This is a genomic window from Pseudomonadota bacterium (assembly GCA_027624955.1).
Lineage (GTDB): Bacteria > Pseudomonadota > Alphaproteobacteria > UBA828 > UBA828 > PTKB01.
On sequence record JAQBTG010000042.1, the window covers coordinates 18,782 to 30,532 of the forward strand.

Here is an 11,751-nt window from a genome sequence, read left to right on the forward strand (position 1 = left end):
TGGTGCTTAGGGTTGGGGATTGGCGGCCGGCGTTTCCTGTTGCGAACGCCGGCGGGGAATGACGGTGATCCCTTTCAGGAACAGCCGTATTGCCTCAAATCGAATAGCGACCAAGACCTTTACAGTCATAAGAGGATATCGAAATGCCGCCTTCAGCAATCCGCCGTCGCTAAGCGCGCTGTGACGACCCACAAACGCAGCGACCAAGAGCAGGCCAACATCATCTCCTTCGCGAATAACAATCCGGACGTCTTCCGCTGGGGCAAGAACATGAAAGTCATAGCGACACGCCATCGGGACAAATGGCGACACATAGAATTCCTTGTTACAGCTTTGTTTTATCACCGCGGAGTCTTGTTGGAGAACCGGCAATATATACCGATGTCTTTCCCCGAAAGTGTTGTGAACCTCATACACAACAGCACCCAATTCACGCTCGTTACCGAAACAAAAATATACGGTGAGAGGATTGAATACGTAACCGAGAATCCGCGGATAACAAAGCATCATGACGCGTTTTCCGTACTCGCCTAAGCCAGCACTGTTGAGTTCGCCTTGAATCCAGACACGGATACTTTCCGGTTCACCTCCACCTCGAAGCTCACCGTGATCCCGGTCCATGATAGAGAAGAAGGCGCGGCGATTGTAACCCAACAACCAATGGCGTTTCGACAACGCCTCCAATTCGTCCAAATCGAGCAACAGGGTAAACACCCGGTAGCGGAACCGGTGGCGTCGCGGTCGCATCCTTTCATGGACGACGAACCCGTTATAGATACCGGAAGCAACCTCGTTCATGCGGCAACCAAATGAGGGTAAGGGGCTGAGTGACGATGGATACGCCCGGATTCATCCGGCACCGACCAGGGGCGCTTGATTCCGCCCAACTCTTCAGCAACGGCGAGTCCCGCCTGCAGGGCATCCTCGTGGAAGCCATACCCGAAATAGCTGCCGCAAAACCAGGTATTATTTCGGCCCTGGAGCTCCCATAGTTTCTCTTGTGCCCGCCAAGCGGCCAGGTCGAAGAACGGATGCTGATAGTCAAAAATTTGATGCGTCAGGCTTTGGGCCGGTTCTTCAAGAGGATTTACGGTCACAAATAGCGGATTTCGCGGATCAATGCCCTGCAACGAATTCATCCAGTAGCTCACACTTACCCCATCACGATCACCCATGTAATTCCAACTCGACCAAACTCGGCGGCGGGTCGGCATCAAGCGATCATCAGCGTGGAGTATGACCCGGTTGTCGGTGTATCGGAAGGCTCCCAGAGTTTTCTGTTCCTGAGGATCGGGGTCGGTCAACATCATAAGCGCATGGTCGGCATGGGTCGCGATAACCACCGCATCGTGACGATGAAGAGCTCCCGAGGCGTCAGTAACCTCGACCCCCTGCGGCTGGCGCGAAATAGCGACGGCCCCGCAGCCCAAGTGGATTCGCCCCGCGTAGTCGGCCGTAAGCCGCTTGACATATTCCCGACTGCCACCGGATACGGTTCGCCAGGCCACCTGGTCTGTAAACCCTAGGAGCCCATGGCTTTTGAAGAAGCGAATAAACGTCAGGGCAGGCTGTTCGCGCATCTCTTCAGCCCTGGTGGACCAGATAGCGGCACCCATCGGTAGGATGAAGCGGTTGATGAATTCGGCGCCATACCCGCCATCTGAAAGGAACCCACCCAGTGTTTGGCTGTGATCCACACCGAGGCCCGAGAGAAACCGCTCGCCATCCCTATAGAACCGTCGGAGTTCGTTCACCATATGCCAAAATTTGGGGTTAACTATATTGCGGCGTTGGCCAAATAAGGCGTTCAATCCGCGGCTGCTGTACTCAAATTTTCCACGATCCAGAGATACTGCGAACGACATGTCGCTCGGCTGCGTCGGGACATCCAAATGATCAAACAGCGCTACCAGATTCGGATAATTGACCTCATTGTAAACGATGAACCCGGTATCAACCGGCACTGGCCTTTTGACTCCTGCATCATGATCGGGTGTTCTCACCGTCACCGTATTGGAATGCCCGCCAACCCGTTGCGCTTGTTCATACACCGTCACCGAATGAGTTTTGCTCAATAACCATGCTGCTGAAAGGCCGGAAATACCACTTCCGATAACCGCAATGTTGAGCGGAACAGACCGCGAGAGATTGTTGAAATTCATGGCTGGCCTGTTCTGAGGATAGATCATGTCTGAAACTGGGTATTATAGTGGTACGCGCCCAACAACGATTTGGATCATCTTTTTTTGATTGGTGATCCAATTGTTCGGTAATGCCGTAAAAGGTGTATGAGCATTGCACTCCCTCTCGTGGTCGGCCATCGTTGTGAGGCCCTCGGCGAATCATATAAACCTATGGTTACGCTGATTCGCTCAAGAGCAAAATCGGTCGGGACTCGGGGTAGGCCGAAATCGATGAATGATGAGACGCACCATAACGGCCTCCTCGACCGCCTCGCGGCGACCCAGGACAAGCAGGCGTTTGCCGAGCTTTTTGAATATTTCGCGCCGCGCTTGAAGTCTGTGCTGTTGCGTTCGGGAACCGATCGCCAAACCGCAGAGGAGCTGGCCCAAGAAGCGATGCTTTCGGTATGGCGGAAAAGCCATCTGTTCGATCCCGCGAAAGCGTCCGCCTCGACTTGGGTTTTTACCATCGCCCGAAATCTTCGAATTGACCGGTTTCGCCGGGAACGAAGGCCCGAGTTGGACCCCAATGATCCGTCGTTGGTTCCAGAGGCGGAAAGCCCCGTCGACGACCAGCTCCATACCCAGGATCGAGGCAAAAAGATACGAGAATGTCTGGATGAACTACCCCTTGAGCAACAAGAGGTTGTTCGCCTCTCTTTTAACGAGGGCCTTACGCATCAGGAAATCGCGGATCGGCTTGAGCTGCCGCTTGGCACAGTGAAGTCACGCATACGGTTATCTTTTGCGAAGCTCCGGCCCATGTTGAGGAATGAGATATGATCACCCATCATCCAGGTGAGGACTTGTTGGTCAGCTATGGCGCCGGCGGCATCGGCGAAAGCTGGAGCCTGGCCGTCGCAACACATCTGGCGCTGTGCCCGGCTTGCCGCCGGACCGTTGCGGATCTCGAAGATATCGGTGGCGTGTTGCTCGACGATAGTCGTCCTGAAATCATGTCTGAAGGTGCCTTGGATCGGGCGTTTGCCGCTCTCGACGCGCCTGCCGCAACCAAGACAACACCTCCGGCAGCGACATCTGCTACCTTGCCGCAACCGTTGCGAGACTATGTCGGCGGCGACGTCGATACGGTACCCTGGCGGTCCGTCGGAGGTGGTGTTCGTCAACATGTCATCACAACCAGCGACAAAGCATGGTCGCGATTACTACTAATTCCACCAGGCCGTCCCGTCCCGGAGCACGGCCATCGGGGTCGCGAACTCACCCTCGTGTTGTCCGGCAGTTTTACCGATCAGCATGGCGCGTACTCACGCGGAGATATGGAGGACGTTGCCGAAGATACCGTCCATAGCCCTGCCGCAGGCCCCGGCGAGAACTGTGTCTGCCTCGCCATCACAGACGCACCGATCAAGTTTACGGCCCTGTTACCGCGCCTCATCCAACCGTTTATCCGTATTTAGCGGTCCTCGGCCGGCTTGCTCCTGCGCTGGCACGAGATCCGATAATACGAAGATGCCGTTTGTAGGAAAAATGGAGGAGATAGCGCCTGCCATTCTAATCCAACGTGAGAGGGTCAAACGGAAAACGATAGCAGCCGGCGCCTGAGGTGCGGTAAATACGCCGCCCAATATCTTGATTCAGACAACCCACATCATGTTTTGAACCAACCCCAAGGCTATTCCAATTCAATTGCCTGCCGACAACCAGCGCTAACGCAAAGTTACGATGACCTCGTTTCGCCGAAGAGATGGAATTGTCCAAGGCGGATTGTAACCCGCCATCTTCCAGTCATTGAGATGCTCTTGCTGTTTAGTTTCGAGCCACTCAGCCAACAGTTCTCGCTTCTTTTCCGCTGCTTCGTTGTCGAACGAACCAGTGAACCGTACCGCGGCGACACTGTGTTCAGGAATTTCGACGATCTCTATCAGCTCGTTTTTTGGGCGTGGTGCTGTTTCAATCGTGTAGTCGTCGGGAAGCACAAAGCCGATGGTCCAGCCGCCGGCCCCATTCTTAGATTGCTCAACAAACACTGCCACCGCTTCAGTATCTCTTCTTGGCGCGGAGATCACTGGGGCCGTCATTTGGATCTCAGTCATTCCCTGGTTTGCACCGGAGATATAACCAAACAAGCGACTGAAACCTGTACCCACTGCGTCATCAAATGGCTCGTCGACATATGTCTGGGCGACGACGTACGCGCCATATGTCCGAATTTGAAAATCACCATCCTGTATGACGACCTGGTGCGGCGGTTCTTCTGCGGCCTTGCCGCCAAAAACGCTGCACGCTGCCATAACAAAACCGGCAACTGCTACAACTAATGAGTTGCGCACTAATCTGGACATATACACTCCATTCATTCCTAGTTTTATACGAACGGTGTGTCGTTATGGATCAGTCGTATTTTGTCAGGGCCATTTGCGGCGATATCGTTGGCACCTGTTCTGCTCCCCGAAACCTGAAACCAAAACCCACTCGCCAAATCAGCAACAGGGCCCGGTTCACGGGGGCGATCACAACAGCAAATGCACACAAACTATGTGTTGAGCGAATTTTGTCCGTTAGTGATGGCAGCCTGGCAATCGCCCGTCTTCTCCGTCCCATTTCATGGGCGATTTGGAAGCAGCGCAGGTCCGTTCCGATGGAGTTCGAGGGAGACGCCGTCGGGCGAGCGAACTAAACCATATTGCCAACCCCTATTTGCTCACTATGCGGCTGGTCTCCTTTGAACCGAGCAAATCGAAGCAAGACCGAAGCGATGCGTCTAGGTCGGCCCCGCGCACTATCGTGTGCAGGTATCTCATCCGCAGGGGTCCCCGACTATTTGGGTAGGTAGTTCAGAAGCTTTTTTCATCCGAGATTTGTTGCTAACTAGGCTCGTAGCGCGCGTGCAGCAAAGGCGTAACGGCCGTCCGCGCCGTCGACGAAATGCATGTGATCTGCCGAATAGGCCGATGGAACGATGCACGTCATCAAGGCAGTTTTCTGCAGATGCATACCGTATCGAACGATTCGTCCGGTCGTGGCTTCCTCCAGCAGGCTGCGAAGCTTCCCGATCGTTTCTTCTGAACAATCTACAATCATCATCAGAGCATCATCAAATTTTCGAAAATCAGTGTTGCTCGCAACCGCACTTCGATACTGATCGGGATCAAATCGAGGAAAGCGAATTCGGGCCTTAAACACCGACCAAACAAAAAAAGTGCTTGCGAGCACACGGAAGCGTCGCCAGATGAGTGCGCGGCCATGGCGAACGATACGCGCCTGCAGTGAGTTGGCATCCGTCGGCCAACGGACGTTCGGCCCTTCGGCCGGAACCGGGTTGAGACGCGGCGCCTTCTCAAGTATCTCGATAACGCGCGAAATGGCAGTGCGAAAACAGGCCCCATTCGCCTGATCGGTTTTTTAACGATCAATGAAACTACATGTCCGTTTTGCGGATGTATCGGCCCCCATTGACAGGAAAGGCCGGTCAGGTCCGGCGGTTCTGTATCTGTCTCAATCCCTAACCCGATCTCACCTTTCTTGAGCTTGGCGTCCGCCCACTCGAAACCGCCCCCGCAAAACACCGCATACTGAACGTCGTCAGACGCTTTCCAGAAGGCGGTGCGCACGTCATATCCTGCTAACCGAGATTCAGACACTTTGACCATGCCGACCCGCATCCGAAGACCGAGTTCTCGCTCGGCCCAAGAGGCGACGCGAGAGAAAACCTTGGTTGCGAGCTGCGCCTGATCAGCCGGCACGGCGAAACGAGCACCTTCGCCACCGAATGCGAATAACCGGACGTTCTGCAGCGCATTCATCACCGCGCTAATCGTGCCGGCGCCAGCGAGATTCACAGCCCTGTAGTGGCCGGCGCCAATCGCGCTCGTCGAATCAACAACATCTGAAATACCGATGAACCAATCGTCCGGGACCGCACTATATCTCGATTCGTCGGCCACCTGAGAAAAGTGCTCCAACACCGGTACGGTGGCGATCCATGAATTACTTGTGGCTCTCATTGGATTATTTTCTGGTTTCGAACAGCACCCGACAATCGAGGTCAGCGACCGATCATTTCCATGAATTCTTGCCTGGTTTCCGGAACGTCTCGGATATCGCCAATAAGGCGGCTCGTCACCATTGTGACTCCGGGCTTGCGAACGCCGCGCGTCGTCATACATTGGTGCGCCGCTTCGATGATTACCCCTACACCCCGGGGCTGCAGAACCTCCTGGATTGTGGTCGCAATTTGTGAAGTCAGCTTTTCTTGAATCTGAAGCCGGTGCGCAAAAATATCGACAATCCGCGCCAACTTGCTGATTCCGACCACCCTGTTTCGTGGCAAATAACCTATGTGGGCTACGCCAATAATCGGCACGATATGGTGCTCGCAATGGCTTTCGATTCGAATGTCTTTGAGAAGCACCAACTCGTCATAACCGTCGGTTTCCTCAAACGTTCGGGACAGAACCTCAACTGGGTCTTCCCTGTAGCCGCCGAAGAAATCATTGTAAGCGCGAACGACGCGATCGGGCGTTCCCAACAACCCTTCCCGAGACGGATCATCTCCAGCCCAGCGGATCAAGGTGCTAACAGCTGCTTCCGCGTCTTCATGGCTTGGTCTAGAGGGTGAGGTGGAGCGCTCATCTACCGAAGTGACGTTGTTTGTTTCGTTAGGTGGTACCAGCGCGTTCATCGTAGATCCTCCGTAGATATTGCTGAACTGTAGTTTTCTACGGACGCGGCAGACGTTCGGATCACTCAGAACCGGCTTCCAGAATCGCATACATGACTCTTTCCGGAAATCCGGCGTTACCTCGGTTGGCCACCAATGAATTGGGACATCGCTGATGAAAGCCGTGTCTATGGGTCGATGTCAGTCGCGGTGTTCGAAGAGTCAATTTTGCTTTGCACTGGTTATCATCAAGAAATTCAGATGATCCAAAGTCAGAGCTGAGGCGTAGAAGTCAGCAGTTGAGCAACACACCCGCAAATGAAGGAGATCTACTTTGAAGTCACTTCGCGTATCCCTCATCGCTACTCTCGCCGCCATTCCCTTTGTATTTGGTGCGGTCACAGCAAAGGCTGCTGATATTGTGGACACGGCCGTTTCGGCGGGTCAATTCAACACACTGGTTACAGCGGTACAGGCTGCCGGCCTCGTCGAGACCTTGAAGTCCGATGGTCCGTTTACTGTTTTTGCGCCAACCGATGCAGCATTCGCAAAACTGCCCGCTGGCACAGTGGAAAATTTGCTGAAACCGGAAAACAAGGACCAGCTCATTTCGGTCCTCACCTATCACGTGGTTTCCGGCAAGATTATGTCTGCGGACATTGCGGGCAAGATCGCAATGGTTCAGACGGTCCAGGGAAGCAAGGTATCGGTGAACGCGACTGACGGTGTGATGGTTGATGCAGCAAAAGTTGTCTCGGCCGACATTGAGACGTCCAACGGTGTCATTCACGTAATCGATACGGTCCTCTTGCCAAATTGATTGGCATCCACCTTTTCAAATGAGGGCGGTCGGCATCATGTCGGCCGTCCCTATTTATTGGTGCTATGATCAATATCAATTCCACGACCACACAGTTTCTCAATGTATTTTGCTGAGCGGCAGTGGCGACCTGACCAAGATGACGACGAGTAAATTAATGCAATGTCAGAACAAACTCTGAGCGGCCCCTGGGGTCTAGACGCCATAAGGGCCTATTTGCATGAGGCACGCATTCCGGTGCGCCTAGCTGGGGTTGCGCCTAGCGGCTGGCCGATAGTCCTGTCTCTTTGGTTTCTGCCCGAATCCGACGCCATTTGGTGCGCCACGGCGTGCACCGCCACAATCGTGTCTCTCATAGAATCAAACGAAAAATGCGGATTTGAAATCGCTTCAGAAGAAATGCCCTACCGCGGCGTGCGCGGCCGAGCGCGAGCCACAATACATCCTGACCGCGGCAAGCTCGTGCTTCAATCTCTCATCGACCGCTACCTGGAAAACCGCGAATCACCGCTCGCCCGGTGGCTTCTATCGAGAGCCGATAAAGAAGTCGCGATAAAGCTTGAAATTCTTCGCTATCAGTCGTGGGACTTTTCAAACCGCATGGTCGATGAAACCCAATAGAAGCATTTCACCGCCCCAACAAAAAAAATACCGCCGTTCCCTTTGGTGGGAACGACGGTACGTCTTTGATGGTTGCGGGGCCCGAAACCACCGAGAGTTGACTACTATGACAGTCGAAATTTAATGCTATGGAGGCGTTGGTTGCGGGGGAACACCCAGCTTTGTAGACTTTTTAGCGCTCCTGGACTTTTGCAGGTTTTCTAATGGTTTAAATTCGCCTAATGCGCAAAATTAACCGCCTTAAGCTCGATAGAGGCCGATTGAGGTAGAAATGGCAGAACCAGCGAGAGATCGTCCCAAGAGAAGCCGTGATCTGCTCGGTCTCTTCGCGTTCATAATTCTGTGCCTTGCGGTCTCCGGTGGCGGCGGCGCTATCACGGCAACCAGCGTCGATACCTGGTATCAAGCGCTCGAGAAGCCGCCTTTTAATCCGCCAGATTGGTTATTCGCGCCCGTTTGGACCGCACTTTATATCCTGATGGGCATCGCGGCTTGGCGAGTATGGAGACTTCGGTCATTCGAGGCGACGCGGACGGCTTTTGCGGTCTTCGGCCTGCAGCTCTGCCTCAACCTCGCGTGGTCGTTTGTGTTTTTCGGGTTACAGCGGATCGATTTGGCGTTACTCGAGATCGTCATTCTGCTGGTTGCGATCATCGCCAACACGATCATGTTCTGGCGCATCGAACGCCTAGCCGGCCTGATGTTCGTGCCCTACGCCGCCTGGGTCACCTACGCGACCCTTCTTAATGTCTCACTCTGGCTGCTGAACGCAACTTAGCGATAGAAGGCAAGCTCAGAAACCGCGAGATCGGCGTAGAACGCTCGCCCAATAGCGACCAGACCGATGCGGCGAAGCTGCGTCGTGTCCAAGGAGGTTTCCAGCCGATATGGCACAAAGGTCTCGAAGGGAAGATCCATAGCCTTCCAATCCGACCCTGCAGTGAAATATGCCCGGTAGGACTGCCAGGGCCGGACATTATCTGGTGTCCGGAGATGAACCGAGTATTTCTCGCCATTCCCGCGGACGACGATACGCACCCCGGAGAAGTCGGCGGCGTTAAGGGTATCTCCCGAAGGGGCCAGATCGAGCGCCGTTTGGATGAAGCCGCCATCATTCTCCAGTCGAACATCGCCGGTCATGCGCAGACTGGGGCGGCCATCTATCACGCCGTGAGATACGGTGGCCTCTGAGATCCCGCCCATGACTTGGTCGCTGACTCCACGCCACCGGGTCCCCAGCTTGGAGACGAGGCCGTCATCGGTAAAGTCGTCGATTAGCATAGCGCCACTCTGCGCCAAGACCTCGAAATTGCGCAAGGAGATCGCGCTGAACAGCCCCACATTGCGGCACTGGGCTTAAGACAGCCGCAAGATATGGGCTATCCACCACGGTCGATGATGTAGTCGTGCTGCTGACCAATCCCATGAACTGATCCAAACGACCGATCGGCACGTATTAGGTATGATCGCTAACAAAGGGAGACCATCATGTTCTACGCCATTCGAAGACTTGTCGTGTATTGCTGGGATTTTGTATTCAACCATGAGGTAAGCCCGCTTCGTAATATTCCTGATATCGCCATTCGCCATTATGTTTTGCAGGCCCTGGGTCTGATGTGGTGCGTGGCGTCTGCAGTGGCGGCTGGAAGTTACACGTTCTTGGCCGTTAGCGCGATCGGTCATACCGTTCTAATAGGGGCTGCAGCTATCACGGTCGCGACCTGGACAGCAGCGTCCGCGAAACCTGAATTATTTGTGCGTGGTTCTACCCGCAATGAACCAAAAAGACCCAAAGACTGATACAACAAATCAATGATTGCGCCGTCACTGACCGGATTGGTCACAGGCGGTGCCTTTAATGCGAAGGAACCCAAAATGGCCGCTACGTTTGAGAAACTGATGAATGGAGCTGATGGCGGGCTGGCCCTGCTCCAGGTTTTGGCAGAGAACAGCTTCGACTCTGTGCTGATCACGGATGCATCGGTGGAAGGCAAGATTATCTACGCTAACAAGTCTTTCCAGAAATTAACGGGTCACGACCCGTCTGAAATCATCGGCAAGACGCCGCGGATTCTTCAAGGACCGGGTACTGATTCCAAGGTAATTGAGAGGCTTTCCGACGCGCTGAAGTCGGGCGGTAAATTTGAAGGTAAGGCAATCAACTACAAGAAAGATGGCACACCCTTCATCATGTACTGGCGTGTGTTGCCGATCGAAGTTGGCAAGCAAGTCATTGCCTGGGTTGCCATCCAGCGCGAGGGATCGATCATCTGAGAGGTCGTCTCGAAAAGAGCGCGGTGTGGATGATCAGCATCCGGGAGGCTTCCAAACGAGTGCGGTATATGGGTTGGAGCCTGTCATATGGAGCCCGTCCATATGTCAAAAGGAGGTCTTGGAGACTGACGATCTCACCGACCGCGATGATAGTCACTCGCATCGGCACCAGGGTTAAGTTGGTTACTGGAAATGATTAGAAAGTAAAGGTTCCATCATGCGTGTATTGATTGTCGGCGCCAGCAAGGGAATCGGGTTGGAAACGACCCGCCAAGCCCTTGATGTGGGTCATGATGTGCGCGCCTTCGCTCGATCCGCTACCGCAATTGCGATCTCAAATCCTAGCCTCGAGAAGATGCGGGGCGACGCGTTGAAAACCGAGAATGTAGAGACGGCTCTCGTCGGAGTGGACGTCGTTATCCAGACCCTATCCGTTGGATTAGGAGACTTGTTCCGGCCTGTGCACCTGTTCTCGGACGCGACTCGAGTGCTGATCCAGGAAATGAAAATCCAGGGTGTCAAACGTCTGATCTGTGTAACCGGTTTTGGAGCTGGCGATAGCCGCGCGAGCATCAGCTGCCTGCAGCGTCTGCCGTTTCAGATCGTCTTCGGCCGCGCTTATAACGATAAGAGTTTGCAAGAGCAACTGATCAAGGAAAGTGAACTTGATTGGACGATCGCAAGGCCTGGAGTTTTGACCAGTGGACCGCGGACCGGTCACTACCAAATTCTTTCCGAGGCATCTCAGTGGCGCAACGGAACCATTTCGCGCGCGGATGTCGCCGAGTTCCTCGTTCGACAGATTGGAGATCAGACGTACATCCTTAAAGCTCCGGTTCTGATTAACTGACGATTTATTTTTAGGAGATCAACGTGGAGTCAGTGCTTCCGAAATCGACGGTGTATTTTGACGGCTCCTGTTCCCTGTGTCGGGCAGAGATAGGATACTATCGGCGCAAGGATCAAGATCACTCTCTTTGTTTTGTCGACATTTCTGAAACCAGCGCCGCTCCTCCGGAAGGAATTACCCAAGAGCGTGCAATGAAGCGCTTCCATGTTCGCGCAAGTGATGGGCGCGTTCTTTCCGGCGCGGCAGCATTCGTAGAGGTTTGGACTCGTTTGCCCAGATGGCGCTGGGCAGCGCGCGCCGCATCCCTGCCGGGAGCCCTCATTGCCCTGGAGTGGGGCTACAGGCTTTTTCTCCCGGTTCGACCGTTCATCTCCCGTTT

General features: G+C 54.2%; 15 protein-coding genes and 1 pseudogene. 9 read left to right on the plus strand and 7 right to left on the minus strand.

What is annotated here, in order from left to right:
* Window positions 1-6: 6 nt before the first annotated feature.
* Window positions 7-798 (minus strand): DUF1365 domain-containing protein, encoded by a 792-nt coding sequence (locus tag O3A94_14425; GenBank protein ID MDA1357447.1) that lies wholly within the window; start codon window positions 796-798, stop codon window positions 7-9.
* The gene (locus O3A94_14430) at window positions 795-2,162 is read right to left on the minus strand and encodes an FAD-dependent oxidoreductase (GenBank protein ID MDA1357448.1); all 1,368 of its coding nucleotides are present in this window, start codon (window positions 2,160-2,162) and stop codon (window positions 795-797) included. Before O3A94_14430 ends, O3A94_14425 begins: the two co-directional genes overlap by 4 nt.
* 252 nt (window positions 2,163-2,414) lie before the next feature.
* Here O3A94_14430 and O3A94_14435 point away from each other — a divergent pair, with 252 nt between their 5' ends.
* Both O3A94_14435 and O3A94_14440 read left to right on the plus strand, forming a co-directional pair.
* Window positions 2,415-2,966, plus strand: a complete 552-nt coding sequence (locus tag O3A94_14435) for a sigma-70 family RNA polymerase sigma factor (protein MDA1357449.1) — start codon at window positions 2,415-2,417, stop codon at window positions 2,964-2,966.
* Window positions 2,963-3,604: a ChrR family anti-sigma-E factor gene (locus tag O3A94_14440; protein ID MDA1357450.1), complete on the plus strand. Its 642-nt coding sequence runs from the start codon at window positions 2,963-2,965 to the stop codon at window positions 3,602-3,604. Before O3A94_14435 ends, O3A94_14440 begins: the two co-directional genes overlap by 4 nt.
* Before the next feature lie 249 nt (window positions 3,605-3,853).
* On the opposite strand, the gene O3A94_14445 is transcribed toward O3A94_14440, so the two are convergent.
* The 4 genes and pseudogenes from O3A94_14445 to folE form a co-directional block, all read right to left on the minus strand.
* Window positions 3,854-4,489 (minus strand): heme-binding protein, encoded by a 636-nt coding sequence (locus tag O3A94_14445; protein MDA1357451.1) that lies wholly within the window; start codon window positions 4,487-4,489, stop codon window positions 3,854-3,856.
* Between the two features lie 526 nt (window positions 4,490-5,015).
* Window positions 5,016-5,492, minus strand: coding sequence for a DUF3095 family protein (locus tag O3A94_14450; GenBank protein ID MDA1357452.1), 477 nt, complete (start codon window positions 5,490-5,492; stop codon window positions 5,016-5,018).
* A 65-nt stretch (window positions 5,493-5,557) separates the two neighbouring features.
* Window positions 5,558-6,151: pseudogene (locus O3A94_14455) on the minus strand (DUF3095 family protein).
* Between the two features lie 41 nt (window positions 6,152-6,192).
* Window positions 6,193-6,828, minus strand: a complete 636-nt coding sequence (gene folE, locus O3A94_14460) for a GTP cyclohydrolase I FolE (protein MDA1357453.1) — start codon at window positions 6,826-6,828, stop codon at window positions 6,193-6,195.
* Between the two features lie 337 nt (window positions 6,829-7,165).
* On the opposite strand from folE, the gene O3A94_14465 reads away from it, so the two are divergent.
* The 3 genes from O3A94_14465 (at window position 7,166) to O3A94_14475 (ending at window position 9,026) form a co-directional block, all read left to right on the plus strand.
* A complete protein-coding gene (locus tag O3A94_14465) occupies window positions 7,166-7,627 on the plus strand; it encodes a fasciclin domain-containing protein (protein ID MDA1357454.1) in 462 nt (153 codons plus the stop codon).
* A 162-nt stretch (window positions 7,628-7,789) separates the two neighbouring features.
* Window positions 7,790-8,248 carry a pyridoxamine 5'-phosphate oxidase family protein gene (locus tag O3A94_14470; GenBank protein ID MDA1357455.1) on the plus strand — a complete coding sequence of 153 codons (459 nt, stop codon included), beginning with the start codon at window positions 7,790-7,792 and terminating at the stop codon, window positions 8,246-8,248.
* A 271-nt stretch (window positions 8,249-8,519) separates the two neighbouring features.
* Entirely contained in the window at window positions 8,520-9,026 is a 507-nt protein-coding gene (locus tag O3A94_14475) for a tryptophan-rich sensory protein (GenBank protein MDA1357456.1), read from the plus strand.
* Here the strand turns inward: O3A94_14475 and O3A94_14480 are convergent.
* Complete coding sequence (locus O3A94_14480; protein MDA1357457.1) at window positions 9,023-9,529, minus strand: CIA30 family protein; 507 nt, start codon at window positions 9,527-9,529, stop codon at window positions 9,023-9,025. The genes O3A94_14475 and O3A94_14480 overlap by 4 nt on opposite strands.
* A gap of 207 nt (window positions 9,530-9,736) precedes the next feature.
* Here O3A94_14480 and O3A94_14485 point away from each other — a divergent pair, with 207 nt between their 5' ends.
* From O3A94_14485 to O3A94_14500, 4 genes are all read left to right on the plus strand, one after another.
* Window positions 9,737-10,048 (plus strand): hypothetical protein, encoded by a 312-nt coding sequence (locus O3A94_14485; GenBank protein MDA1357458.1) that lies wholly within the window; start codon window positions 9,737-9,739, stop codon window positions 10,046-10,048.
* A gap of 75 nt (window positions 10,049-10,123) precedes the next feature.
* Window positions 10,124-10,522 (plus strand): PAS domain-containing protein, encoded by a 399-nt coding sequence (locus tag O3A94_14490; protein ID MDA1357459.1) that lies wholly within the window; start codon window positions 10,124-10,126, stop codon window positions 10,520-10,522.
* Window positions 10,523-10,739: 217 nt separating this feature from the next.
* Window positions 10,740-11,372, plus strand: coding sequence for an NAD(P)H-binding protein (locus O3A94_14495; protein ID MDA1357460.1), 633 nt, complete (start codon window positions 10,740-10,742; stop codon window positions 11,370-11,372).
* A gap of 23 nt (window positions 11,373-11,395) precedes the next feature.
* The coding region (locus tag O3A94_14500; GenBank protein MDA1357461.1) for a DUF393 domain-containing protein at window positions 11,396-11,751 on the plus strand (356 nt) is incomplete at its 3' end.

Coding starts and splice junctions, on each gene's coding strand:
- O3A94_14425 (MDA1357447.1), bottom strand. CDS start 798: ATGAACGAGGTTGCTTCCGGTATCTATAACGGGTTCGTCGTCCATGAA.
- O3A94_14430 (MDA1357448.1), bottom strand. CDS start 2,162: ATGAATTTCAACAATCTCTCGCGGTCTGTTCCGCTCAACATTGCGGTT.
- O3A94_14435 (MDA1357449.1), top strand. CDS start 2,415: ATGAATGATGAGACGCACCATAACGGCCTCCTCGACCGCCTCGCGGCG.
- O3A94_14440 (MDA1357450.1), top strand. CDS start 2,963: ATGATCACCCATCATCCAGGTGAGGACTTGTTGGTCAGCTATGGCGCC.
- O3A94_14445 (MDA1357451.1), bottom strand. CDS start 4,489: ATGTCCAGATTAGTGCGCAACTCATTAGTTGTAGCAGTTGCCGGTTTT.
- folE (MDA1357453.1), bottom strand. CDS start 6,828: ATGAACGCGCTGGTACCACCTAACGAAACAAACAACGTCACTTCGGTA.
- O3A94_14470 (MDA1357455.1), top strand. CDS start 7,790: ATGTCAGAACAAACTCTGAGCGGCCCCTGGGGTCTAGACGCCATAAGG.
- O3A94_14475 (MDA1357456.1), top strand. CDS start 8,520: ATGGCAGAACCAGCGAGAGATCGTCCCAAGAGAAGCCGTGATCTGCTC.
- O3A94_14480 (MDA1357457.1), bottom strand. CDS start 9,529: ATGCTAATCGACGACTTTACCGATGACGGCCTCGTCTCCAAGCTGGGG.
- O3A94_14485 (MDA1357458.1), top strand. CDS start 9,737: ATGTTCTACGCCATTCGAAGACTTGTCGTGTATTGCTGGGATTTTGTA.
- O3A94_14490 (MDA1357459.1), top strand. CDS start 10,124: ATGGCCGCTACGTTTGAGAAACTGATGAATGGAGCTGATGGCGGGCTG.
- O3A94_14495 (MDA1357460.1), top strand. CDS start 10,740: ATGCGTGTATTGATTGTCGGCGCCAGCAAGGGAATCGGGTTGGAAACG.